At 44.9% G+C, this 25,390-nt stretch carries 26 protein-coding genes; 21 read left to right on the top strand and 5 right to left on the bottom strand.

Annotation, left to right across the window (positions count from 1 at the left end; genetic code table 11):
* The 3 genes from BM210_RS21785 (at position 1) to BM210_RS21775 (ending at position 3,135) form a co-directional block, all read left to right on the top strand.
* A complete protein-coding gene (locus BM210_RS21785) occupies positions 1-873 on the top strand; it encodes a PP2C family protein-serine/threonine phosphatase (protein ID WP_091173419.1) in 873 nt (290 codons plus the stop codon).
* A 52-nt stretch (positions 874-925) separates the two neighbouring features.
* Entirely contained in the window at positions 926-2,488 is a 1,563-nt protein-coding gene (locus BM210_RS21780) for an ABC-F family ATP-binding cassette domain-containing protein (RefSeq protein WP_091173417.1), read from the top strand.
* A 356-nt stretch (positions 2,489-2,844) separates the two neighbouring features.
* Positions 2,845-3,135, top strand: coding sequence for a Dabb family protein (locus BM210_RS21775; RefSeq protein ID WP_091173415.1), 291 nt, complete (start codon positions 2,845-2,847; stop codon positions 3,133-3,135).
* A 51-nt stretch (positions 3,136-3,186) separates the two neighbouring features.
* On the opposite strand, the gene BM210_RS21770 is transcribed toward BM210_RS21775, so the two are convergent.
* The gene (locus BM210_RS21770; protein WP_091173413.1) at positions 3,187-3,663 is read right to left on the bottom strand and encodes a DUF2269 family protein; all 477 of its coding nucleotides are present in this window, start codon (positions 3,661-3,663) and stop codon (positions 3,187-3,189) included.
* A gap of 41 nt (positions 3,664-3,704) precedes the next feature.
* On the bottom strand, positions 3,705-4,034 hold the full coding sequence (locus BM210_RS21765; protein ID WP_076228557.1) for an ASCH domain-containing protein: 330 nt from the start codon (positions 4,032-4,034) through the stop codon (positions 3,705-3,707).
* Between the two features lie 95 nt (positions 4,035-4,129).
* On the opposite strand from BM210_RS21765, the gene BM210_RS21760 reads away from it, so the two are divergent.
* The 3 genes from BM210_RS21760 (at position 4,130) to BM210_RS21750 (ending at position 8,842) form a co-directional block, all read left to right on the top strand.
* Complete coding sequence (locus BM210_RS21760) at positions 4,130-5,197, top strand: M42 family metallopeptidase (protein WP_091173411.1); 1,068 nt, start codon at positions 4,130-4,132, stop codon at positions 5,195-5,197.
* A 3-nt stretch (positions 5,198-5,200) separates the two neighbouring features.
* Positions 5,201-7,141 (top strand): ABC-F family ATP-binding cassette domain-containing protein, encoded by a 1,941-nt coding sequence (locus BM210_RS21755; RefSeq protein ID WP_091173408.1) that lies wholly within the window; start codon positions 5,201-5,203, stop codon positions 7,139-7,141.
* An 87-nt stretch (positions 7,142-7,228) separates the two neighbouring features.
* A complete protein-coding gene (locus tag BM210_RS21750) occupies positions 7,229-8,842 on the top strand; it encodes an ABC-F family ATP-binding cassette domain-containing protein (RefSeq protein ID WP_091173406.1) in 1,614 nt (537 codons plus the stop codon).
* 50 nt (positions 8,843-8,892) lie between these two features.
* Here BM210_RS21750 and BM210_RS21745 read toward each other — a convergent pair whose 3' ends face one another.
* Positions 8,893-9,102: a hypothetical protein gene (locus BM210_RS21745; RefSeq protein ID WP_091173403.1), complete on the bottom strand. Its 210-nt coding sequence runs from the start codon at positions 9,100-9,102 to the stop codon at positions 8,893-8,895.
* Between the two features lie 95 nt (positions 9,103-9,197).
* Between BM210_RS21745 and BM210_RS21740 the strand changes: the two genes are divergently transcribed.
* From BM210_RS21740 to BM210_RS21710, 7 genes are all read left to right on the top strand, one after another.
* Complete coding sequence (locus BM210_RS21740) at positions 9,198-9,722, top strand: hypothetical protein (RefSeq protein ID WP_143101077.1); 525 nt, start codon at positions 9,198-9,200, stop codon at positions 9,720-9,722.
* A 34-nt stretch (positions 9,723-9,756) separates the two neighbouring features.
* Entirely contained in the window at positions 9,757-10,206 is a 450-nt protein-coding gene (locus tag BM210_RS21735) for a thioredoxin family protein (RefSeq protein WP_177237935.1), read from the top strand.
* On the top strand, positions 10,199-10,582 hold the full coding sequence (kapB, locus tag BM210_RS21730) for a sporulation phosphorelay system protein KapB (RefSeq protein ID WP_091173397.1): 384 nt from the start codon (positions 10,199-10,201) through the stop codon (positions 10,580-10,582). The genes BM210_RS21735 and kapB overlap by 8 nt, the downstream gene beginning before the upstream one ends.
* A gap of 24 nt (positions 10,583-10,606) precedes the next feature.
* A complete protein-coding gene (locus BM210_RS21725; protein ID WP_091173395.1) occupies positions 10,607-11,977 on the top strand; it encodes a sensor histidine kinase in 1,371 nt (456 codons plus the stop codon).
* Positions 11,974-12,627 carry a response regulator transcription factor gene (locus tag BM210_RS21720; RefSeq protein ID WP_091173392.1) on the top strand — a complete coding sequence of 218 codons (654 nt, stop codon included), beginning with the start codon at positions 11,974-11,976 and terminating at the stop codon, positions 12,625-12,627. Before BM210_RS21725 ends, BM210_RS21720 begins: the two co-directional genes overlap by 4 nt.
* A gap of 1 nt (position 12,628) precedes the next feature.
* Positions 12,629-13,249 carry a trimeric intracellular cation channel family protein gene (locus BM210_RS21715; protein WP_091173390.1) on the top strand — a complete coding sequence of 207 codons (621 nt, stop codon included), beginning with the start codon at positions 12,629-12,631 and terminating at the stop codon, positions 13,247-13,249.
* Between the two features lie 112 nt (positions 13,250-13,361).
* Positions 13,362-13,865, top strand: coding sequence for a hypothetical protein (locus BM210_RS21710; protein WP_091173388.1), 504 nt, complete (start codon positions 13,362-13,364; stop codon positions 13,863-13,865).
* A 94-nt stretch (positions 13,866-13,959) separates the two neighbouring features.
* Here BM210_RS21710 and BM210_RS21705 read toward each other — a convergent pair whose 3' ends face one another.
* Positions 13,960-14,661, bottom strand: coding sequence for a response regulator transcription factor (locus BM210_RS21705; RefSeq protein ID WP_091173386.1), 702 nt, complete (start codon positions 14,659-14,661; stop codon positions 13,960-13,962).
* Between the two features lie 216 nt (positions 14,662-14,877).
* Between BM210_RS21705 and BM210_RS21700 the strand changes: the two genes are divergently transcribed.
* Complete coding sequence (locus BM210_RS21700; protein WP_091173384.1) at positions 14,878-15,066, top strand: aspartyl-phosphate phosphatase Spo0E family protein; 189 nt, start codon at positions 14,878-14,880, stop codon at positions 15,064-15,066.
* A gap of 130 nt (positions 15,067-15,196) precedes the next feature.
* Here BM210_RS21700 and BM210_RS21695 read toward each other — a convergent pair whose 3' ends face one another.
* Positions 15,197-15,508 (bottom strand): winged helix-turn-helix transcriptional regulator, encoded by a 312-nt coding sequence (locus tag BM210_RS21695; RefSeq protein WP_091173382.1) that lies wholly within the window; start codon positions 15,506-15,508, stop codon positions 15,197-15,199.
* A gap of 177 nt (positions 15,509-15,685) precedes the next feature.
* Here BM210_RS21695 and purT point away from each other — a divergent pair, with 177 nt between their 5' ends.
* The 7 genes from purT (at position 15,686) to BM210_RS21660 (ending at position 25,390) form a co-directional block, all read left to right on the top strand.
* The gene (gene purT, locus BM210_RS21690; protein WP_091173380.1) at positions 15,686-16,867 is read left to right on the top strand and encodes a formate-dependent phosphoribosylglycinamide formyltransferase; all 1,182 of its coding nucleotides are present in this window, start codon (positions 15,686-15,688) and stop codon (positions 16,865-16,867) included.
* 142 nt (positions 16,868-17,009) lie between these two features.
* Positions 17,010-17,282 (top strand): hypothetical protein, encoded by a 273-nt coding sequence (locus tag BM210_RS21685; RefSeq protein ID WP_091173377.1) that lies wholly within the window; start codon positions 17,010-17,012, stop codon positions 17,280-17,282.
* 80 nt (positions 17,283-17,362) lie between these two features.
* Positions 17,363-19,069: a sensor histidine kinase gene (locus BM210_RS21680; RefSeq protein WP_091173376.1), complete on the top strand. Its 1,707-nt coding sequence runs from the start codon at positions 17,363-17,365 to the stop codon at positions 19,067-19,069.
* Positions 19,070-20,629 carry a response regulator gene (locus BM210_RS21675; protein WP_091173373.1) on the top strand — a complete coding sequence of 520 codons (1,560 nt, stop codon included), beginning with the start codon at positions 19,070-19,072 and terminating at the stop codon, positions 20,627-20,629.
* A gap of 99 nt (positions 20,630-20,728) precedes the next feature.
* The gene (locus tag BM210_RS21670; protein ID WP_256223903.1) at positions 20,729-21,439 is read left to right on the top strand and encodes an ABC transporter ATP-binding protein; all 711 of its coding nucleotides are present in this window, start codon (positions 20,729-20,731) and stop codon (positions 21,437-21,439) included.
* Positions 21,423-22,466, top strand: coding sequence for an efflux RND transporter periplasmic adaptor subunit (locus BM210_RS21665; RefSeq protein WP_256223902.1), 1,044 nt, complete (start codon positions 21,423-21,425; stop codon positions 22,464-22,466). Before BM210_RS21670 ends, BM210_RS21665 begins: the two co-directional genes overlap by 17 nt.
* Before the next feature lie 11 nt (positions 22,467-22,477).
* A complete protein-coding gene (locus BM210_RS21660) occupies positions 22,478-25,390 on the top strand; it encodes an ABC transporter permease (RefSeq protein WP_091173364.1) in 2,913 nt (970 codons plus the stop codon).

Raw genomic sequence — 25,390 nt, 5'->3', positions numbered from 1 at the left:
TTGAAAACAACGTTTGCCGTAAACTGGCAGTATGGAGTGGCTACCCATTCGGGTTGGTTTCGGATGATTAATGAGGATAGGTCGCTGCTCCGAATCGGTTCCACGGAGAATGGTGAACCTTATGCAGTTGCCGTCATAGCTGATGGCATGGGTGGGAGTGGGGATGGGGGGAAAGCCAGCGAAGTGGCAACGGAGGTTGTCAGGCATTGGCTGGATAAACAGCTCCCCTCTATTTTGCGTCGTAAAATCATTTGGGGCAAATTGGATAATTCCATCGAGCGGCTTTTTTACGAGGTTAACGATCGACTCATACAAATCGGCAAGGATGCAGGCAATCAGGTTGGTACGACTCTGACCCTGCTTTTTCTGCTGAATGAAACCTACTTTCTTTGTCATATTGGAGACTGCCGCATTTACAAAGTAAACCCCAAGATGCATATTCGACAGTTAACACGAGACCAATCCTGGATTTACGAGCAGATTCGCAAAGGCAGATTATCGAGGCAGCAGGCGAGAAAGCATCCCAAGCGTCATGTGCTCATGGAATGTCTTGGCTATCAGAAAAAACTGAAGCTTATTAAACGTAGCGGTTTTTTTGTTCCGGAGCATTTGTTTTTACTTTGTAGTGACGGCTTTTACGATCGGTTGCCCGATTCAAGGATAGAGCGCTTTCTCCGCGAAGGCGAGAAGGAACAGCAGGATCTGCAGCAAATGAGTGATATGCTGATCGACATGGCTTTGGATAATCGTTCCAATGATAATATTAGCGTCGTTCTGCTGCGTTCATTGAACGCTAGTTTCACTTTTTGGCAAAGATTGTGGTATAGGACGAAAAATTTTCAGATTTTATTCCCTGTGCAGTGGCGAAAGTGATATAATAAAGTGTCACACATTTTATTACTGGACAGGAGCCAATCGAAGAGCAATGAGTTTGTTGACTGTAGAAGATTTAAGCCATAGCTTTGGTGATCGAGTATTATTTAAAGAGGTATCGTTTCGATTACTTGCAGGAGAGCATGTGGGTATTGTTGGTGCAAATGGTGTAGGCAAATCTACGCTGATGAATATATTGACTGGACAATTACTGAAGGATCAGGGGAAAGTCGAGTGGACGCCACGAGTTCATTATAGCTATTTGGATCAGCATACGAAGTTGACTCCCGGCAAAACAATCCGAGACGTACTTAAGGATGCTTTTTTATCGTTGTACGAGCAGGAAAAAGAAATGCTGCTGATTACGGAACAGATGGGTGATGCCGACCCGGAAAAGCTGGAGATTTTGTTAGAGCAAATGGGAGAAATCCAGGACCGTTTGGAAAACAGCGGCTTCTATTTACTGGATTCAAAAGTCGAAGAAATGGCCAATGGATTAGGTCTGGATGCTATCGGACTGGATCGTGATGTATCACAGCTTAGCGGTGGACAAAGAACAAAGGTATTATTGGCCAAGCTTCTTCTGGAGCAACCAACGGCGCTGCTGCTTGATGAGCCTACGAACTATCTGGATGTTGAGCATATTGATTGGTTAACGAATTATTTGCAAAATTATCCGTACGCTTTTATGCTGATTTCACATGACACGGAATTTATGAATAAGGTCGTTAACATCGTATATCATTTGGAATTTTCCAAGCTGACCCGTTATACTGCTAATTATGAGAAGTTTTTGCAGATGGCTGATGTGAATAAACAGCAGCATCTTGATGCTTATGAAAAGCAGAAGGAATATATCAAAAAGCAAGAGGACTTCATCCAACGTAACAAGGCTCGTGCATCGACCTCCGGAAGAGCGAAAAGCCGCGAGAAGCAGCTGCAAAAGGTAGATCGAATTGACCGTCCGGAAACTGCAGCCAAGCCTGTATTTCAATTTAAGGATGCCAGATCCAGCGGCAAGGTCGTATTTGAAGGCGAAAAGCTGGTTATCGGTTACGATCGACCGCTGCTCCCCGAAATGAATATGATCATTGAACGTGGTGATAAAATCGCTATTGTCGGCTGCAACGGTGTCGGTAAATCAACACTGTTAAAAACGATAATTGGCAAAGTGCCAGCTTTTGGCGGTAAAACCTACCGTGGTGACTTTTTGTTTCCGGCTTATTTTGAGCAAGAGGTTAAAGCTGCCAATCTTACACCTATCGATGATGTATGGAATGAGTTTTCCCATATGAACCAAAATGAAGTTCGTGGTGCTCTTGCTCGCTGCGGCTTGAAAAATGAGCATATCACGCGTCCTATGAGCATGTTGAGCGGTGGCGAACAGGCCAAAGTTCGCTTGTGCAAGCTTCTGCTTCGCGAAAGTAACTGGATTCTATTTGATGAGCCTACGAACCATTTGGACGTATCCGCCAAGGATGAGTTGAAACGCGCCCTCAAGGAATTTAAAGGCACGGTTTTGTTGGTTTGCCACGAACCTGATTTCTACGAAGATTGGGTAACCAAGGTATGGGACGTCGAAGAATGGTCTAGTAAAGCTTTAGCTCATAAGTAAGAAGCCGCAGTAGGCAGTAATTATCAAACTCAGTACTCACCCAGCAGTACGCTTTCCCTTCAACACAAAGTGCTAAGCGTGTCCCAGAGGGACAAAAGCGAGCCCAACAAGTGGACTCTTACTGTCATCATGAGCTGCACAACGCCCTACTACACCCAAACCCAAGCGTGTCCCACAGGGACGAAAGCGCTCCGAGAACACAAAAAGTCTCATATCAACACACACCCATAACACCCAAACCCAAGCGTGTCCCGTAGGGACGAAAAGCGTTCAGAGAACACAACAGTATCTCTCACAGCTAGGGAGGGTTTGGGAGGGTAATATCAACCCTAAACAGGGTAAAAAGGAGAAAATTTATGATTACTCATATCGTCTTTTTCAAACTAAAGGACCGCAGTCTTGAATCCATTCAAGCAACAGCAAAGGTACTTTCCGACATGGAAGGCCAAATTCCAGTTCTCAAACACATTGAGGTTGGACTAGACATCCTGCATCAGGAACGTTCTTATGATATTGCTTTGGTTACAAAATTTGACTCCTTGGAAGATTTATCTGCATATGATGTTCATCCTGTGCATCTGGAAGTTAAGAAACACATGAAAGAAGTGCTGAATGGGACGAGTGTTTGTGTTGATTTTGAATCGTAATTCAGCAGCATTGTGTACATAACAAAAAAACCGACTCTGGTGGATTCTAGATCACCATAGAGTCGGTTTCATAATCATCAGCCATAACATAACGAACAGGACAAACATATACATATACAAAGCTCGAGAGAGCTTATTCACGAGTAATTTACGGTCATGCTCCGGTTGGCGCAGCTTGCGAATCGTTGGAGAAAAGGCACGAGCCATAAAAAGCAGTGAAGCAAATAAAACAATAAAAGTGCCGGCAATCCATGGCGTGCTCCAAGGCCAACCACCAAGCCACATCAGGAGCAGTCCTGAGGCAACGAGTACATGGCCCGTATGCTTGGATAATCGTACTGTAAAATGAAACGAATCCAGATATGAATTCAAAACTGCGCCCTCTGCAGTACGAAGTTTGGAAAGCATAGGAATAAGCACGAAAAAGGGACCGATAGATACCATAGCACTAACGGCGTGGATAAAGATGAGCCATAAATACAAGATGAAGCCTCCAAACTTGAAAAGATAAATTAAACAGTGTAGCATTCATTTAGATGAGTACTACACTGTTTTTGGTATCTGCTGCTTTATACGGCGCGAAACTCGTGAACCCATACTTTCATATGTGGAAGCCAAGGCATTCCAGCGTGCATGCCAAGAATGTGGTTTTTGTAGCTTTCCACGTTTTCAAAGCCTTCGGTTTGAACTGCTTCATCGGTCAATTCGCCTAAACTTTGTTGGTACACCTTGTGAACCTCAAACTTATGACCTTGAAGCTCCATAATCTCACCGATATCGGCATATCGTCCATTTCTGCGAGTTGCGGTTTTTTCGCCGCTGATCACTTTCTTGACATCTTCTTCAACAGTGACCAGACGTTCAATTGTACAGGTTTTTGGTGCTAGTACTTCGGACATTGGGATATTCCTCCTTTAATTATACATCTGTTAGCTTACATGAAAACAGGAAATGACGCAAATCTATCAAGTTTATTCAACAAGGGGCGAACAACGTGAGAGCACAAATCAACCAAAACTATGTGATCCAACTGCTGGAGCAGCTGTTGAACACACCGAGTCCAAGCGGCTATTGTGTTTCAATTATGAATTTTGTCGAACAGGAAGCGAAGAAGCTGGGATTTTCGATGAACTATACGAAAAAAGGTGCGGGATTGATCACTGTACCAGGTATTGATCCAACGCGTGTGATTGGGTTGTCAGGGCATGTGGATACTTTAGGGGCAATGGTTCGATCCATCAAGTCGAACGGTATGCTGCGTTTAACACCGGTTGGTGGTTATATGATGAATGCTGTCGAAAATGAATATTGCCAGATCCACACCAGAGATGGTCGAACCTATGAAGGGACGATCCTGACGACAAAACCTTCGGTTCACGTTTACCCCGATGCACGGGAACTGAAACGGGATGAGGCAGCTATGGAAATACGTTTAGACGAGCCTGTGAGCAGTGCGGAGGATGTACAAAAGCTTGGAATCAGCACAGGAGATTTTATTTCCTTTGACCCGCGGGTGAAATCAATGGATAATGGTTTCATTAAATCCCGTCATTTGGATGATAAAGCTGGAGTAGCAGCACTATTCGGGCTGCTGGAATTGATGCACAGAAATAAGATGAAACCTGCACATACGCTGAAGCTGCTGATCAGCACCTATGAAGAGGTGGGACATGGTGCAGCTTATTTACCTCCTGATATAGATGAGCTGCTGGCAGTCGATATGGGAGCCATGGGTGAGGATCTGACCTGCACCGAATTCGATGTGTCGATATGTGCCAAGGATTCCTCAGGCCCCTACGATTACCAAATAACCTCGAAGCTGATCGAGCTTGCCAAGCGTGAAGGAATCAAGCATGCTATCGATATTTATCCGCAGTATGGCTCAGATGCATCTGCTGCTCTGCGCGGCGGGAGTAATATAAGGGCGGCGTTGATCGGACCCGGCGTGCATGCCTCTCATGGGATGGAACGAACTCACCGTGAGGCAATCATGGGTACTATCGCTTTATTGACTGCTTACGTCATGGAACCATGCACAATTCAAGAACCAAAGGAGCTGTAAGTTTTGAACATATTATCTATTGAGCATTTTCATAAAAGCTACGGAGAAAAGGTACTATTTGATGATCTAACCTTTGGTATTGACGAAAGACAACGGATTGGATTAGTCGGTGTCAACGGAACCGGTAAATCCTCCTTGCTAAAAGCCATTGCAGGCTTAGAGCCTGTAGATTCGGGAAAAATGTCTCATTCGAATCATTTTCGCGCTGAATATTTGCCGCAAAACCCACAGTTTGATAAGGAGTCTACGGTACTGGAGCAGGTTTTTTATGGCGATACGCCATTGATGCAAACACTTCGTGAATATGAGGTGGCTCTTGAGGCCTTGCAGGTCGAGCCTGAAAATGAAAAACTGCAGGAACGGCTGTTTGCAGTTCAACATCGTATGGATACGTTAAATGCCTGGGAGGCCAGCACAACTGCCAAAACCGTGCTGACGAGGCTCGGTATTGTCAACTTTTCGCAAAAGGTCGGCCTTCTATCAGGCGGACAGCGAAAGCGTGTGGCGATGGCAAGAGTTTTGATTCAGCCGGCGGATTTGCTAATTCTCGATGAGCCTACGAATCATATTGATCATTCTACTGTGGAGTGGCTGGAAGAATTTTTGTCCAAATGGAAAGGTGCCCTGCTTCTAGTAACGCATGATCGTTATTTTCTTGATCGTGTAACGAATCGGATTATCGAGCTGGACAAAGGCAAGCTTTACAGCTACGAAGGCAATTATGCTTCCTTTCTTGAAAAAAAAGCGGAACGTCTTGATCGGGAAGCATCAGAAGAGGATAAGCGACAAAATTTGCTTCGACGCGAGCTGGCTTGGCTGCGTAGGGGTGCAAAAGCGCGCACGACCAAGCAAAAAGCACGTATCGATCGGACTGTCGAATTGCGTGATCGTAAAGTGGATGGACCTTCGACACAGATGGATATGGCGCTTGGAGCTAGTCGTCTTGGCAAGAAGGTAATGGAGCTGGACAATGTGACCAAATCGTTTGAGGGACGGACCTTGGTTCATGATTTCAGCTATATTGTCATGCCGGATGATCGCCTTGGCATTATAGGTCCCAATGGCAGCGGTAAATCGACACTGCTCAATATGCTGGCAGGCAGATTGCAACCGGATGAAGGTTCGATCGAAGTGGGTACAACCGTTAAGCTTGCTTACTATACACAGGAAAGCGTGGAAATGGACGAGAAGCTGCGGGTGATCGAATACATTAAGGAAGGCGCCGAGGTCATCCGCACAGCTAGCGGTGAATCAATTACAGCGTCACAAATGCTGGAGAGGTTCCTATTCCCAGGAGCTTTACAATGGACCCCAATTGGCAGGCTATCTGGCGGCGAACGCCGAAGATTGTACTTATTGCGAACGCTGATGGGTGAGCCTAATGTGCTTCTGCTGGATGAGCCTACCAACGATCTGGATATCCAGACACTGACCATCCTCGAAGAATATTTGGAGGATTTCCCTGGTGCCGTTATCACCGTTTCCCATGATAGGTACTTTTTGGACAGAACTGCGGATCATCTATTCATTTTCGAGGATGGGGCGATCAACCGTTTTATTGGTAATTATTCGGATTATTTGGCTTCAGTCAAGGAAGCGGAACTGGCTGTAGCCAATGAACGCAAGCAGCAATCTCAGAAGACGGTCCCTGCCGCCAATATGAATGTTCCGTCCTCATCAGGAACTGATCGCAAAGAGGGTACGCGTGCGCGTAAGCTTAGCTTTAATGAACAGCGGGAATGGGATCAGATCGAGGACAAGATCGCAGCGCTTGAAGAAAAGCTGGCTCACATCAAACTGAGCATAGAGCAGGCTGGCAGTGATTTCGGTAAAATCCAGGAGCTTTATGAGCAGGAGCAGCAGTTGACAGCGCAGATGGAGCAGGCTATGGACCGCTGGACGGAGCTATCTGAGCTTGTCGAGCAAATTTCTAATGGTAAATAGCGTGAATGCATAGGGTTTTTGTGGTATAATTTATGTTTGATGGCAAGGTATTATTTTTATCGCAAATTGAAGAGAGTAGGGAATACGATGATTACAGTTTCTAATGTAACACTACGATATGGTAAAAGGGCTTTGTTTGAGGATGTTAACGTCAAGTTCACACCTGGCAATTGCTATGGATTGATCGGAGCTAATGGCGCAGGTAAATCGACATTTTTGAAAATTTTATCTGGGGAATTGGACGCTAACAAAGGAGAAGTGAGCATTACTCCGGGCGAGCGTATGGCGGTTTTGAAGCAGGATCATTTTGAATTTGATGAAATTGAAGTTCTAAGAACAGTCATTATGGGTCATGCCAGATTGTTTCAAATTACCGAAGAGAAAAATGCGTTGTACAGCAAAGCCGATTTTTCCGAAGAGGACGGGATGCGTGCAGCAGAATTGGAAGGTGAATTCCAGGATCTGGACGGCTGGCAAGCAGAGTCGGATGCGGCTGAACTGTTGATCGGACTGGGTATTCATAAGGATCTGCATGAGCAAAAAATGAAGGATTTGAGTGGTAACGAGAAAGTTCGCGTGCTTTTGGCGCAAGCTCTTTTCGGGAATCCCAATATTTTGCTGCTGGATGAGCCGACGAACCATTTGGACATCGAATCGATCAATTGGTTGGAAAACTTCCTTTCCCGATTTGAAGGTACAGTAATTGTTGTATCCCATGACCGGCATTTCCTGAATCAGGTTTGTACGCATATTGCCGATATTGACTTCAGCAAGCTTCAGCTCTATGTCGGTAACTATGACTTCTGGTATGAGTCTAGCCAATTGGCTTTGAAGCTGAGCCGTGAGTCGAACAAGAAAACAGATGAGAAACGTAAAGAGCTGGAGGCGTTTATCCAACGCTTTAGCGCCAATGCGTCCAAATCGAAGCAGGCTACTTCACGTAAAAAGCAGCTGGAGAAGCTGACCTTTGAAGACATCAAGCCTTCTACACGGAAATATCCATTTATTAAGTTTTCACCCGAACGTGAGGCTGGTAAGCAGCTGCTTGCTGTTGATAAGCTGACGAAATCGATTGATGGCGAGCTGCAGCTGAATAACATCAGCTTTACCTTGAACAAGGGCGATAAGGTTGCACTTGTAGGTCCTAACGGAAACATCAAATCACTGCTGTTTCAAGTCCTGATGGGAGAAGTAGAGGCCGATTCTGGGGAATATGCATGGGGAGTTACGACATCTCAAGCGTATTTTCCTAAGGATAACACAGCTTATTTTAACACAGACATTAATTTGGTTGACTGGCTTCGCCAATATTCCAAAGAGCAGGATGAATCGTATCTTCGCGGATTTCTAGGTCGGATGCTGTTCTCAGGCGAAGAGGCCCTTAAAAAAGCAAGTGTGCTTTCCGGGGGAGAAAAGGTTCGCTGCATGCTGTCCAAAATGATGATGAGTGGAGCCAACGTCCTGCTGCTGGATGAGCCGACAAACCACTTGGATTTGGAGTCAATTACAGCTCTGAATAATGGTATGGTTGATTTTGATGGTACGATGCTTTTTGTATCCCATGACCATCAGTTTATCCAAACGGTAGCCAATCGAATCATGGAAATTACACCAAATGGCTTGATTGACAAAATGACCACCTACGATGAATATTTGCAAAGTGAAGATGTAAAAAAACAACGTGAACTGCTGTACGTTTAAATGAGAGTATAGAAAAAGGATGAGCTTGTCTGGATAGCTCATCCTTCTCTTTAACTGCCGCCTGTGCGGCGCCGTTGATTATTCGGTTTTTTGTTGTTCTGATTTCTCATTACGGCACTGTTGCCGCCGCGCAGCTGTCCATTCACTTTTTCATCAGCTTGCTCTTGCTTCTTTTGGGCAAGCTTGTTTTTAATGGCGTCAGCCAAGCTGACTTTTTTTGGCTCTTGTACGGAATCGTTTGATTGAGTTTCGTCGGACATGAGGTACACCTTCCTTGTTCTTGATGATTCAATTGTACTGATTTTGTAAGGATTTGTCCAACAGGAAGCTGGTTTATCTTGAAACAGGAGCGTATATGATGTTTGACCCAACGATTTATGACAATTTAAAGGTAGTGCTTGAGGGTGCTGTCTATGATATGGACTTGAATGATTCCGTTCGCATTTTGGGAAGAACAGATCGTGTCGAGCTGTCCTCTATGTCCCGCAGCTTCTCCATGACCATGGCCCGCAAACAAGATGGTGCGGCTGAAGGCAGCTTCATGCTGACAGCAAGCGTAGCTGATTTAGCTGCAGAGCTGCTCGCCGATTCCAAACAGCAGCCTGGCTGCAGTCTAGAGCTTAGCTTTGTATTCCCGATTGCCGATATCGAACGGGATTGCGCCAAGGCTTCCTCTATGATCAGTGAAATCTGGGGGGCCGGGCCGCAAATGTCACAGTGCATCATGATGGAATACGGACAGCAGCCGAGACAAATGAAGTCGAAGCTGGAAGTGAAATTCATTAAAAAGCTGGATGAGCGGCATATTGATGATATTCCAAGTCTATTGGAGCATTTACACCTCTGCCTTGAGCGCCTGGACGAACAAGTAAATGAATAAGAAACAGATTACCCACCAGAAAGGAGTTTTTGCAATGGAAATGACGGAATGGACGGAGCAGCAGCTGCGGACGAGGCTTACTTTGTTATCCGAGAGTCAATTCGTATATTTGTATACTCCATGGTGTGGTACTTGTAAAATGACTGAAAAGATGCTGCAGGTTGTTTTGACACTGATGCCGGGTCTTCCTATTGTGAAAAGTAATGTGAACTTCTGTCCACAGCTTGTGCAGAGCTGGAAGATTGAAAGTGTGCCTTGTATCGTGCATCTTAAGCAGCATGGTATTGCGGACAAAAGATATCGCATGCAGGGAGTAGACAATTTGCTCCAATGGTTTCATAAAGCTTTAAATGGTAACGAACCGAGCTTGGACTCGCAAGGCTTATCAAATACGGGTGGTTCTGATTTAACTTCTAATCCATCTAACGCTGGTGAAATTAGCTTAGCTTCGCAGAAATTTAAGGAGGATAACCGAGATGAGTAATCAATTTGAGATTGGAACGATAGTCACAGCCACTTATAAAACCGGAGAGTATGTCGGTGAAATTGTCGAGATCTCGAGCTCCGGCAAAGCTGCAGTTAAAATTAAAGCTGTCATCAAGCACCCGACACAAGGTGATTTGCATAATCCGATGGATCCGAATGTACCTTTCTTTCATCAACGACGGGCATTATCTGACGGAGAAATTGCTTTAATGCCTATGTATACTGTTAAACCATTTAATGGAACAATTCAAGAGTATCGGGTTTCTTTGGAACGTGCCTTGTATACCGAGATCCGGATATTGGAAGAACAGGCAAGATGGGTAGAACGCTCCTTACAAGAGCTGGAGCAGCTGAAAAAAGATTATACGTTATAATTTAGAACGGATGTGCCGATCTTTATGCTGTTTGTACTGATAGGCTTGTGGACAATTGGGTTGCTTCTAGTAGTTACAGATCCTAGGAGAGCTACAACAAGGTGGATCGCCAGCATTGCCTTCACTGGCGGTTTTGGCGGTTTATCCGCTGTTATTAATGAGCTGTTGAGTCCTTATTTGACCAAGCAGGGCTGGATGTCTATATCACTTTCCCAGCTCATGGGTTATATGGAGCGATTCTCGTCGATTATTTGCTACTACGGTCTTCCGTATACCTTCCTGATGTTTACAATCGTATACCACCCAAACTACGCGAGCTGGCAATGGAAAAGATGGCTTTCATGGTTACTGCTTCTGCCTGCGCTGATATCATTTGCGTTTGAACCCGTAGGTAACGACCCGATTCCTTATCGATTCGTAATGTTCTGGACAGTTCCTTACATTATTGCGGGGATCATAATATTAATACACGCAACAGCCAAGGAAATGAATTCCTATCTACGCAAGCTGCGTATGCTGACTACACTTGCAGCGGCTCCAACGATGTTTGGTGCTTTATTCACTCTGTATATACTTCCAACGTTGTATGGCAATAATGAATGGTGGCGTTATAACGCCTGGCTGATCGGATTTACGCTGGCTGTCATTTTTTTCTCCAGCTTTCGTTATGGATTTATGGGCCTGCAAATTTCAATTCGCAATCATCAGCTTGATTATACGCTGAGGGCTATTACTTCGGGTACCTCGATTCTTAACCATGCGATAAAAAACGATGTAGGAAAAATTCGTCTGTTTGGTGAAAAGATCAAATCGGAATCCAATCAATCCGATCCTGTTCAATTGGAAAATGATGTCGATGTAATCTTAAACGCTTCACAGCATATTTATGATATGATTTATCGTATACAGGGGCAAACTCAGGATGTAATTTTGCATGAAGAGCCGGTTCTGATTGCTGAGATCCTGGAACATTGCCTGATGGCGCTGGAGCCAACTCTTGACCAAATCGAGGTCGTAAAGGAAATACGCTGTGAAGGAGCTATGTGGGGAGACAGTGCACAGCTGGATGAGGTCATGTCTAATGTACTGATGAACGCGATAGAAGCAATGCCGCAAGGAGGAAAGCTGCTCGTTAAATTGACCGAAACGAAACGGAGCCTGACGGCTGAAATAAGGGATACGGGTATTGGTATGGACAAATCACAGCTCAGGCAAGCTTTTGATCCATTCTACACGACGAAGGGCGGTAAGAAGCTTAACTTTGGGCTTGGACTATCTTATTGCCACACCATCATACATAAACATAAAGGTACAATGTCCATTCACAGCAAGCCTGGCGCCGGTACAGCGGTATTTATCATTTTCTCTAATAGGAAAGGAGGCGGTAGAGGTTGAGCAGGATACGCATTGCTATTGTAGAAGACGATCCGGATTGGCTTCGCGGCTTGACTAGCTATTTGGGTAAGGAAGCCGATTTTGAGTTGGTTGGTCAAGCCTCCTCCGGACAAACTGGAGTCGAGCTGCTGGAGCGGGTAGAAGCTGATGTGGTGCTTATGGATATTATGATGTCAGACAGCCCGGATGGCATTTGGGCAGCGGCAGAAATTGTACAATGCACAGGAGCCAAGGTCATCATGCTAACTTCAATGGAAGATAAAGAGCTGATTTTCGAGGCCTTCAAGGTCGGTGCGGTCGATTACATGGTCAAAACGAATTTTGCGGAAATCCCGCAGGCTATACGTAACGCATATGCGAACCGTAGTCCTATCCATCCCAGCGTAGCTGAGAAAATGCGCGAGGAATTCCGCCGTTTAAAGCATCTGGAGCATGAGGTCAGGGTGAAGGAGCTGCGTGATTTGCTTACACCCACAGAAGTTCAGGTACTGGATTTAATTGAAAAAGGGCACACACAAACACAAATTGCCGACAAGTTTGTAGTTTCGATACGGACGATTAAAGTTCATGTGGGTAACATTTTGCGTAAGCTCGGAGGCAAAAGCAGTAAAGAAGCAGCTCAAAAAGCAAAGGATATGGGTATACTTTGACATGGACTTATTGGAGATTAATTTACAATTATTCAGCGTTATAGGTACAGTTGCCTTCGCAGTTAGTGGAGCCGTTGTAGCTATGGAAGAGGATTTTGATATCTTGGGTGTGTTTGTACTAGCGCTAGTTACAGCATTCGGCGGTGGTGTGGTGCGTAATTTGCTCATTGGTATTCCGGTAACGACTTTATGGGAACAAAGCTTTTATCTGAAAACCGCCTTGATTGCGGCTGCACTTGTATTTATTGTTCCCAGCAGTTGGATACGACGATGGAAAACGTGGGAATCGCTGTTCGATGCAATCGGGCTTGCCGCATTCTCGATTCAAGGGGCCATTTATGCAACCAATATGAATCATCCTATTAGTGCTGTTGTTGTTGCAGCTGTTATGACCGGAATTGGCGGCGGGATCATTCGCGACGTTCTAGCAGGTCGGAAGCCTCTGGTATTGCAGGACGAAATTTATGCGGTATGGGGCATGATGGCTGGCTTGTTTATAGGTCTAGGATGGTTTCAGGGTTCCTATCACTTACTGGCTTTGTTTGTCATTATTGTTTTTCTGCGGATGCTTTCTGTGTTTTTTAAATGGAGACTGCCGCGGCGCAGCTTGAGGTTGAAATAATGCTTACGCAACACTAAGATAATGATTATGAAGTGTATTTCGCTAAAGCTTACTTAAAGCTAATGTTTACGATGTAAGTTTCGCTTTAGCGAATCTTTAAGGAGGGTTGCCCATGAACGAGGTTCATTCCTTACAGGAAATGAAAAGAATTCCCTCTGAACTGCTGCAGGAGCGTCTAGAGGTCGTTAAGCAGTTGAGTGCAGATGAATTGGAGCTGTATGAGATTTCCAAGGATAAGCTGACAGGGGATCATTACCTCCATTATGCTTATCTTCATAAGCAGGTAGCAGCCTTAGGACCAGAAAGCAACGGCGTTGAGACCTTCCATCAGCTTATGCCCTTGGAGAGCGATGATGTGCTCGCTTATATATTCGGGGAACAAGAATTTGCTTATCCGGCAGCATGGAAGAGGTCATTTTTACGAAATGGTCCGGATGGGGATTATGTCTGGTTCGATCCAGAATACACACATGATGAGGAGAATAGCGAGGCTATCGCGAACGAGCTCAGGGAGCAATTGCTGCGCTTCAAGCAGTCCTCTGAGTTGACTCCTGAAGGTGTGAGCAAGCTTCTGCAGGATTTGGACCGAACGCGGGACAGAGACCATTCTGAATGAAGGTGAACTTCGATTTCTGATGCTCACCGTACTGTGATTTATATAAAAAGCTCCAGTCAGGCTGTGCGAGCCGCACAATCTGACTGGAGCTTTTTTAATGCTCAAATTTATAACCAACCCCCCAGACCGTTTTAATATGTTTAGGTTCTTTAGGATCAATTTCGACTTTCTTGCGGAGATTGGTAATATGTACATCAACGGTACGTTCGGTTACGAAAGTGTCAATCCCACGAATTTTGTTCAGCAGTTCCTCACGGGAAAATACTTTGCCGGGATGCATCCAAAAATGCTTCATAATTTCAAATTCAGAAAATGTGGTTTCTACAGGGTGATTGAGCAAGTAAATACATCGTTTTTCCATATCGATCTTGATGGATTGAGGGTCGATTTCCTCAGATTCTGCAGGGGGTGCAGAATGAGCCATATGATTCGATATCGCCGACCTGCGCAGCAGCGCACTGGTTCTTGCCGCCAATTCACGCATGCTAAACGGCTTGCATAAATAATCGTCTGCTCCTATTATTAATGCCTTTACTCGTTCTGAAACCTCACTTTTGGCGGAAATCATCATAATGGGCACATTCGAAATTGTTCGAAATTCTTTACATAGATCCATGCCATTTGCATCAGGAAGCATAATATCCAAAATGATAACATCTGGTTCTATCGTACTAAATAATTTAGTACCTTGCTGCCCATCTGCACCCCAATGTACGGTATGATCTTCTTCCGACAAATAAATCGAAATCATATCTGCGATGCTCTGGTCGTCCTCAATAAGTAAGACGGTAGACATGGGCTCCCTCCTCACTATGTTAAGAAATGATTTAGAAAATTAACAAATACAAAAGGATAAATAACAACATTATTTTAACAAATGTTTTATATAGTGACAAAATAAATTACTTACTTTTTTAATGTATCTCAAAAGTCTGTTTTGGACAAGCTTATGAAGAACTAATTAGTTAAATATTGAGAAAAGAAACAAATCCACTATCGGGAGGCTGTTATTATGAACATTGCTGCTCATATTGAACAACAAATACTCCTTCTCAATCAAGAATTGCATACGCTGGTTACCTTGAAAGGTTACGAACTCACGCATTCTGAAGTTGTGAATAAGAGTATAGAATTGGATCAATTAATTTATTGCGCGATGAGCAGTCAATCTAAGCGGTTACAAAAGATGCATGCTTCCTAGTACCTACATATGAAGTAAAAAAGCCATTAAAAAAGCCATTTTTTTGGGGTCCCGGTGAGGAAGACCATTTGGTCTTGCTCTAGAAGGATAACCAAAGTAAACGGCTTTTTGGTGTTGTACAAATCAGGGGTCAGTTAACCCAATGTTCTCCCCAATTGTGAACGGCCTCCATGACAGGTCGGAGTGCTCTTCCCTTTTCTGACAGCTCATATTCAATTCGTACAGGAGTTTCTGGGTATACGTGCCTATGGATGAGACCCTCTGTTTCTAATTCTTTAAATCGTTCAGCTAACATTCTGTCGCTCATGCCGGGGATCATTTCGGAAATATCCTTAAACCGTCTTGGACCCTGAAGCAGGGATTGAATAATCAAGCCGGTCCAGCGTTTTCCTAATATGCCAAATGCGGCTTCAAATTTCGGGCAAAGCTGATGATCAGCCATTGCTATCATCTCCTTCTTCATTACATTGTAGCATAAGTTACTCAATAAAAGTAAGCTATCATTAAAAGGAATTTTTATGTCTTTTTGCAAGAAAGATTGAAAAATGTTTCATTGTAAAGTATAACAACGATAGAGCCTTTTAATTTGAACTGTATATATGGAGGGGGAGCTGCGTTCATGTACGGATCACCACTATCAGGATTAGCCAAAAAGATGATGCTTCTGGGTTCAGGCGAGCTTGGCAAGGAAGTTATCATTGAAGCCCAAAGATTAGGAATTGAAACGATTGCTGTAGACCGTTATGCGAATGCGCCTGCGATGCAGGTTGCACACCGATCCTATGTAATCAATATGCTAGACGAGGATCAGCTTCGCGAGTTGATCAGGAAGGAGCAGCCTGATCTAATCGTTCCCGAAATTGAAGCTATCGCGACTCAAGTGCTGCTTGATTTGGAGCGCGAGGGAATGCGTGTAGTACCAACCGCTACTGCTGCTCAACTGACGATGGATCGCGAGGGCATACGTAGATTGGCTTCGGAAATATTACAGCTGCCGACAGCAAAATATGCTTTTGCAGACAGCCTGGAGGAGCTTCAGGAGGCCGTTGCCGTTATTGGTACCCCCTGTGTCATAAAACCGATTATGAGCTCATCAGGCAAAGGTCAAAGTGTTTGTAAATCACTATCGGATGTAGAGAAATCGTGGACCTATGCGATGGAAGGCGGAAGAGCGAAGAAAACACGAGTGATCGTAGAGCAATTTATTCATTTTGAATCCGAAATTACACTGCTTACCGTACGTTCGGTATCAGGTACTGCTTTCTGTGAGCCGATCGGGCACGTGCAGAAGGATGGCGATTACATAGAATCATGGCAGCCCCATCAGATGACAGCCGTACAGATCGAACAGGCACAGCATATTGCAAAGACAATTACTGATGCATTAGGCGGAACGGGGATTTATGGAGTGGAGTTATTTTTGGCTAAAGATCAGGTTTATTTTAGTGAAGTTTCTCCGCGGCCTCATGATACAGGTATGGTCACAATGGTTACACAGGATTTATCCGAATTTGCACTTCATGTGCGGGCCATACTAGGGCTGCCGATTCCAACGATCCGTTTGCTGACACCCGGTGCCTCTCATACTTTAAAGGCGACGGAAGAACAGCAGGTGTTTAGCATCGAAGGAATCGACAAAGCGTTAAGCTATCCAAACACACAGGTGCGTATTTTTGGCAAGCCGGAAACGAAGGTTGGACGAAGAATGGCAGTTGCGCTCAGCACCGCGGATCATGTAGAAGAAGCGCGAGAAATCGCAGCTAAGTCTGCTGGGGAATTAAAGCTTCGTTACGAGCACTAGGCGTTAAATAGGTAGATATACACGTTTTTTATGGATCTTATGGTCGCTGGCTTGACTAGAACGACCAAAACAAGCTATTATTCAAGATACACATGATAATGGTGATCAACAGACAACCTATATAAAGAGAGGTACCGAAATAATGGCATACCAACCAAAGGTAATCAACGCAGAGATTGTAAGCAATAACCCGAAAAACGGATTGTTCGAGGTCGTAGTTAACTTAAAGGACCGTACATCCTGCAGACTTATTTATGAAAAAAAGGCAGACAATGCGACTCCGTTCGCATCGCATATCAACCGTTTGTTGAATGAGCCGTGCCCGATTTGCCGTAAAGACTTTCTGTGCGACTGTATGACCAAGTACAAGGAAGATATTTCGGAACAAGCGTTGGAGCTAGTTGGAACGCCATAAACAAATCATCCATTGAACCCGTGGGCTGTAAGCTCATGGGTTTTTTCCAAATTCTAAGGATAATCGGGTGAGGGTTACTCATGGTACGCATGTTAATCTATATCGTGCTTATTTGTTCTGCGTTTATAACAAGCTGTATTTACTATTATTCGGTTCAAGCCTCTTCCAAAACACAGCTGGCAATGGGTGAGCAGCTTCAGCAGTTGCATGATCAAACCTTAGTGAGGATTCAAAAGTCGTTCGAAGAGCTTGACCACACGCTTAGGCTGATCAGTAATGATTATGCTATTCAGCGTTTGAGTGAGGGAACGGTTATTACTGATTCTGCTGAGGATCGTGCGCTGCGGGAATATGCCGATTATTTGCTTCGTTCCCAACGCTCACAATTTCCTTTTGTGACGAACATTTGCATGTCTTTGGATGTATTGAGCTATACCTTATGTACGGAATCACTAGCATCAGTTCCTCCAATAGATACGACTATTCCAACATTGCGCAAGTATGATCGATCCATACTCACCCGTGAAAAGAAAGATGGTGGTGCGGGTGGTTACGAGGTATTATATACGGCACCGCTGATGAATCGAAAAAACGTGATTAAGGGCTCCATTCAATTCACATTAATGTTAGACCCGCTGATGAAGGATATTTATAGCAAGATGCCGCTGCTCCGAAACCAGCTCGTGGACAGCAATGGCGTAATTATGTACAGCACACAGACTACGACTGGGAATGAATGGATCCAGAAGGAAGAGGGTTCGAAGGCGACGACGGAGACACTTCAATGGGGTAAGGTGTCGGTAGTATCGACAAAAAAGCTGGAGCTTCCGGGAACCGTATGGTTTTCACAGCTTGAAACTAAACAGTTTCTTGAGAATTCATTTGCAGAAGCTTTTCAATCTACGCTCGGATTGTTCATTGTATGGCTGCTGCTGCTCTGCATACTGTGTATGCTAGTGTTCCAACACTATTCTGCTCGGCCGATGAAACACCTTCGAGGGCTAATGAATCGAGCAGAGTTAGGCGATTTCAAAGCTTACTGGGTGCATAAAAGCAGCAGAGACTGGAACGAGCTGGGTGAAAGCTATAATCAAATGCTGAATCGACTGGAAGAGCTGATCAGACAAGTAAAGCGTGAGGAATCTCTAAAAAAAGAAGCAGAAATGGAAGCGCTACAATATCAGCTGAATCCGCATTTCTTGTATAATACTTTAAATACGATCAAATGGGTTGCCAAAATGCACCAAACCCCGCAAATTGCTGAGGTTGTGACCTCCTTGGTCCGTCTGCTGCAGGCGAGCTTGGGGAAAAAAGGTGATTTTATTACGGTTCGTGAGGAAATTGAACTGATTCATGATTATATTGATATTCAAGCATTTCGGTATGGGGACAAAATACGTATGGAGTACCAGATTGATTCGATATCCGAGGGCTGTCTTGTACCGCGAATGATCTTGCAGCCGCTTTTGGAAAATGCAATTATTCACGGAATTGAGCCGAGTCGGCAGGTGGGAATTATACGTATCGCCATTTGGATCGAAGCCGAGCGTGATCTGCTGATTTGTCAGGTTGAAGATAACGGAATCGGTATGATGGAAGACAAGGCTTTAGAGTCAACCTCCGGCGGGGGAATGAGGGAGAGGATGAGCGGGATTGGACTACGCCACATCCGCGAGAAAATAAAGCTGTACTATGGAAGCGGATACAGTATGAATATTGTCAGCAAGCTTGGGCATGGGACAACTATTCGTCTGACGCTGCCTGTACATCAGAATGAGGAAGGATAAATGATGAAGGTATTAGTAGTAGATGATGAGCCCATCATCAGACAGGTGTTGAAAACGATGATCCGGTGGGAGGAGCATGGTTTTCAGTGGGGAGGTGAGGCCTGCGATGGCAAAGAAGCATGGGATAGGCTGGAGGATGGCGGTATCGATTTGGTCGTTACCGATATTTTGATGCCACGAATGGACGGTCTGGAGCTGGTCCGAAAAATGAAACAGTCGGAGTCCGATGTAGCTGTTATCGTATTAAGCTGTCTGGATGATTTTACTTATGTAAAGGAAGCGATGAAACTCGGTGCGTGCGATTATATATTAAAGCCGACGATGGAACCTGAGCAGCTGGTCACAATTTTGAAGGAAGCGAGGCTGGACTTGCAAAAGCAACGTGAGCAAAAGCAGAGACAACTGATGCTCACACAGCAGCTTATGCAGTCGAATCAAGCACAATGGGGATTAAGGATTAAGAAGACGTGGGTTAGTGGTCAACGTGATGAAGAACTTGAGGAGGCACTTCTTACCGATGTTGAAAGGGTGTCTAGTTGGATGATTTATTTGTCGCCTGACGTTCATTTATCGTTTATCGGATCGGACTGGCCGGATGTGTGGGCTTATGTGATTGTGAACGAGCATCAGGTACTGCTTATTTATAAGGATGGTCTGAATGTGATTCAGCAGGAGCAGCGTCAGGCGCAGCTGCAACAATCTTTATTGAGAAAGGATGTTGGCTTGACGGAGAAGGGCTTCTGGCTGTCGGCTGTCACCTGGATCAATCCAAAAGAGCAGCTGTATCATATTGTGCATATGCATGATGAGCTCAGAAAGTGTTATTTTTACGGAGTTCAATCGGCACAACTGAATCATACTTCTGAGGTACGGCTAAGCGGAGAGATGTTTACGGATTGGAAGGGAGAGCTTCCGCAGGAGGAAAAGCACAATCTGCTTCGGGCGATAGCTGGGCATAACGAAGATGCGGTTGTACATTGGTCCGAGCAAATCATGGAACGACTGGGTAGTCTTCAGCCTCCTGTCGTGCAGGCTTCCGGCTTTTTGTACGAGCTATTAAACTTTTCAGCTGCGTTGGCTCGACAGGAGGGGACTAACAATCTTGATGATTTTGATCGAAAGGTTGCAGCCGCACAAGCACAAGCATATTTTCAGCTGGAAACGCTCGGAAAATGGTTTTCAGACGCATGTCGAGAGCTTGTTATTTTAAAATCAGGTACGGCGATAATACCGACCTCCCGGAATCCTTTTGTCCGTAAGGCTCAGCAGTATATGAAGCAAAATTACCATTTGCCCATCAGTACGAGTGATATTGCGGAATATGTCAAGCTAAGCCGCAGCTATATGAGTGATTTGTATAGTAAAGAGACCGGGGAATCGTTGATTGAGTCACTGGTACGCATAAGGCTGGAAGCAGCCAAGCAGCTCTTGTTGGCAACAAACAAAAAAGTATACGAGGTTGCAGAAGCCGTCGGTTTTACCGATGCCAAAGTTTTTGCCAAAACGTTCAAGAAAGCTGTCGGATGTACGCCGAAGGAATATGAGGAACAGAACAAATAGACACCAATTCCAACAAATTGGTGTCTATTTTTATGTGCTGGAAAGGTTTACATTATAAGTAAAGAATACGCTTACAATCGAGATTTTGGAGGAATGGCCGTGCAGCATCCGTTACATAACTATCCCACGAGTGATCCGATATTACAAGCTGTCAGTTTAACCCGAACATTTGGCAAAGCAGGGGCTGCCGTACACGCGCTGCGCGGTGCTTCGCTTAATATCGCAGCTGGTCGTTTGATCGCGTTAAGAGGAAGATCGGGTTCTGGGAAAACTACACTTTTGAATATGCTCGGAATGTTGGACCGGCCTACGGAAGGGGCGATTTATTTTGAAGGCCAAGATGTGACAGGACTATCCGACAAAAAAAGGAATGAATTGCGTCGTACACGTCTTGGTCTTATTTTTCAGTCATTTGCTTTGGTTCCTTATATGTCGGCTTATGAAAATGTCGAATTTGGCTTACGTATTGCTGGCATACCTTCAGCTCGTCGCCGTGAGTATGCGGAGCAATCCCTAGACTTTGTTGGTCTGAGGCCAAGAATGAAGCATCGTCCCTATGAAATGTCAGGCGGTGAGCAGCAGCGCACAGCCATAGCCAGAGCGATAGCCCACAGGCCGAAGCTTTTGCTAGCGGATGAACCAACAGCTGAGCTTGACAGTCGTATGGGTTTGCAGGTGTTAAAGGTATTCAAGGATTTAGTGCAGTTTGAAGGTATGACGATTATATTGACGACACATGACCCAGCTATTATGGAAGTGGTCGATCAAGTGTATGCACTGGAGGATGGACATATTGTGGAAGAAAGCTAACAGACGTCATAGTCTGGTTTCTTTGATAGTTGCAGCTTCGATTGTAATAGCTATTATTCCCGGTTGCAGCCTGCTGCCCCAGGAGGAGGAAGCATTAAAGCCACCGCTCGTAAAGCCGGTTAAGGAAAATTTTGAGCTGTTTGAAGTTAAGAAGGGAACCATCAAGAAGCAAATCAATGGAGTGGGCACCTTTGCGGCGGACAAAATGCAATATTTGTACTATCCCGAATCGGGAGGGCGTCTTGCTGACATCAATGTCAATCTTGGAACCGTTGTGAATAAGGGCGATGTTGTTGCCCAGCTCGATAAAGGAGAGATTGAGGGTAAAATCCTCCAGCAGGAGCTGGTCGTAGAAAAGGCAAGGCTGGCCTTGGAACAAGCCAAGGATGAAAAACGTGGTGATGCGATTGCTATCCGAATTAAGCTGCTGGATATGCAGAGGGAGGAAATTCAGCTCGATCTGTTTCGAAAGCAATTGAGCAAGACAAAGCTGGTTTCCGATGTAAACGGTATTGTTACGTTTCTCGATCCTATCAGGCAAGGAGATCCAGTAGTTGCTTACAAAGCGATCATCACGGTGTCTGATCCAAAATCGGTGCGTCTAGTATATGAAACGACCAATACGAATGATTTAGTTGGAGTCCAGATTGGAATGCCTGCAGAAGTGAAGGTAAAAGGAGGTGTCTACCCCGGAACCGTGTCGCAAATTCCGGCAACAGCACCCCAATCGGATGTCAAAGCAATAACTGATAAAAATGCGAAAACAATCGTAATTACAGCCCAAGGACTGCCTGATACGATCGAAATTGGTAACAGTGCGGATATTACGATTGTAACCGAGTATCGGGAGGATGTAATCATCATTCCGAAGGTAGGGCTGCGCTCCTATATGGGCCGTGATTATGTACAGGTGCTTGAAGGCGAAAGTCGTAAAGAGATTGACGTGGAGAAGGGAATCGTATCAGCTACGGAAGTAGAGATTCGCAAAGGGATCAAAGAGGGCCAAAAGGTGATTCTAAACAATTGAGGTGATTCCGTGTGGCGATACTTGTGATGATCATGCGTAAAATGATCAAAAACAAATGGCTCGAATTCAGCCTTCTGCTCGGCTTGATCATCTCGGTCGGACTTGTGAGCAGTATGCCGATTTATACAAGCGCAATTTTGCAGCGGCTATTGGTCAAGGATTTGGAGCTGCTTCAGACAAACAATCAACAGTATTCAGGAGTTTTTTGGAGTTCCGTGTATTTGACCGGAGAAACTACACCCGAGGAGTCAAAGCAGTCCATTATGAATGCGGATGCTTACATGGCCCAATCGATCGCTCCCGCGTTTCAGCTACCGATTCCAAATTTAGTCACAGAAAGAATGACGGATACTTGGAATTTGGTTCCGGTTGATGCTAGTAAAATCGATAGAAAAGTTAGCCGACGTGCAGATATTACGGCATTAAGTGGAATGGACGAGCACGTTCGCGTTGTAGACGGCAAGCTGCCCTCTGCTAACCCAGTAGATGGTGTGGTAGAAGCGGTTGTTGTGGATCAGGGGCTATCACTGTTGAAGATGGTTGTTGGTCAGGAATATGTCATTGAGGATGACACAGCCAAAACTCCTGTCAAATTTAAAATTGTCGGGGTTGTTGACCGTAAAACGTATGATGACATTTATTGGTATAATCCGCTGTCCAGCTATAAAGCGAGTCTGTTGGTCTCCTACGATTGGTTTGAAAAAACAGTGACCCAGGAGCAGCAGCTCATGCTTCGCTCCAGCAGCTGGTATATGACTCTTGATTATAGCCAGATGAAGCTAGAATCGATTGAGCGATATATTCAAACCCATCAACGTACAGAAAATTACTTAGGCAACCATTTTCCGAATGTATCTGTGAAGGCTCCTGCTTTGAACACGTTGAATGGCTACTATGCCAAGGAAGAAAAGCTTCGGATGATGTTATGGTCATTGAATGTGCCTGTCATGATTATGCTGGCTTATTATTTATTTATGGTTTCCAATCTCATTATTGATCGTCAGAAAACGGAGATTGCCGTATTACGCAGCCGCGGAGCAAGTCGTTTGCAAATTGTTCTCGGGTACGTCGTGGAAGGGGTCATGCTGGGAGCGATTGCTCTCCTATGCGGACCGTTCGTGGGACTTTCGTTAACCAAGGTACTGGGGGCTTCCAATGGTTTTCTTGAATTTGTACAGCGGGCGACACTGGATGTCAAGCTGAATGAAGAAGCGTTTCAATATGGATTCTACGCAGTTCTTTGCTCTGTTATCATGACACTGCTGCCTGTTTTGTTTGCGATGAAAGCAACGATTGTTGGGCATAAGCAGCAAATGGCAAGGCAATCAGGATTGTCCTTTTGGCATAAGTACGGAGTAGATATCGTTTTATTGGCTATCTCCATGTATGGGCTTTATACGTTCCGCCGCCGTATGTCCGATATGCAGGCACTTGGGCTGGATACGACAGATTTGCAGATGGATCCTTTACTATTTTTGGTTCCTGCGCTGTTTGTACTGGGAGCGAGTTTTCTGCTTTTACGGATTTATCCGTATCTAGTTCGGTTGCTGTATCGGATCGGTAGACGCTGGTGGCCGCCCTCTCTGTATTCCACGCTTCTTCAGGTCGGCCGCTCAACGACTCAGTATCAGGCGATTATGGTGTTCTTAAGTGTAACGCTGGCTACGGGATTGTTCAGTGCTAGTGCTGCCAGAACGATTAATAAAAATGCTGGAGAGAAAATTATGTACAGCAATGGTGCTGATATTACGATGCAAATTAAGTGGGAGGATGATGCGCCGCCGCCAAGCACGGGTGGGGATTTTGGCGGAGAACCCATGACTGAAGAGAGTTTGGCTGCCGCCAAGAAGAAGGTGCAATTTTCCGAGCCTCCCTTTTTGCCGATGACCCAGTTAAACGGTGTTGACTATGCGGCAAAAGTATTCACGAAAAAGGATGCTGCGTTCAACATTGGCAAAGAGCGTGGTACAGCAACCTTAATGGGAATCGATACCGATGATTTTGGGCGAACAGCTTGGCTGCGCAATGGACTGCTTGACCATCACTTTAATGATTATTTAAATTTGCTTGCAGCGAACCCTGCAGCGGTGCTTGTGTCCAAAACCATGGCTGAACAGTACAGCCTGAAGGTTGGCGACCCTATCTACGCGAGCTGGAATGGCGTGCAAAGTACGATGTTTCAGATTTTCGGAATTGTGGATTATTGGCCCTCGTGGAATCCAAATCCGCTTTTTACGGATAAGTCAGCAGCCGCAGGCGGCAGTACTGCGAGTAACGCCAAAAACAAAAAGGTTAAGGACCCCATGCTGATTGTAGGTCATCTTTCCTATATTCAAAACAATATGGCATTGGAACCGTATGACGTTTGGTTAAAACTGAAGCCTGATACAAAAAGTCAGGATCTTTATCAAACGCTCGAGGATAAGAAAATTCCGATAACCAAGCTTGTTGATGCCAAGCAGGACTTAATCCGATCCAAAAACGATCCATTTTTGCTTGCCATTAATGGCGTCATGACCCTCGGCTTCATTATTTCGATCGTGATCAGCTTTTGCGGATTTTTGCTATATTGGGTGTTGTCCTTATCAGGTCGTATTCTACAATTCGGGATTTTACGGGCTATGGGGGTTTCATTCCGTCAATTGATTTTGATGCTGGTTGGGGAGCAGTTGCTTACTTCAGGTGCGGCAGTAGCAATCGGGCTTTTGACCGGTAATCTGACCAGTCGTTTGTTCGTACCGATGTTCCAGTTATCCATGCAAACGTCGAGTCAGGTTCCGCCATTCCAGGTAACCTTTGATCCCCGAGACCAATTTCAGCTATATATTATCGTAACGATCATGTTATTTATGGGTTTGTTGATATTGGGGACGATGCTCTCACGGATCAAGATACATCAGGCAGTTAAGCTCGGGGAGGATTAA

Source organism: Paenibacillus sp. 1_12, from assembly GCF_900114475.1.
Lineage (GTDB): Bacteria > Bacillota > Bacilli > Paenibacillales > NBRC-103111 > Paenibacillus_S.
Note: the sequence above shows the minus strand (reverse complement) of the source record. Positions and strands in the feature narration are given on the sequence as shown.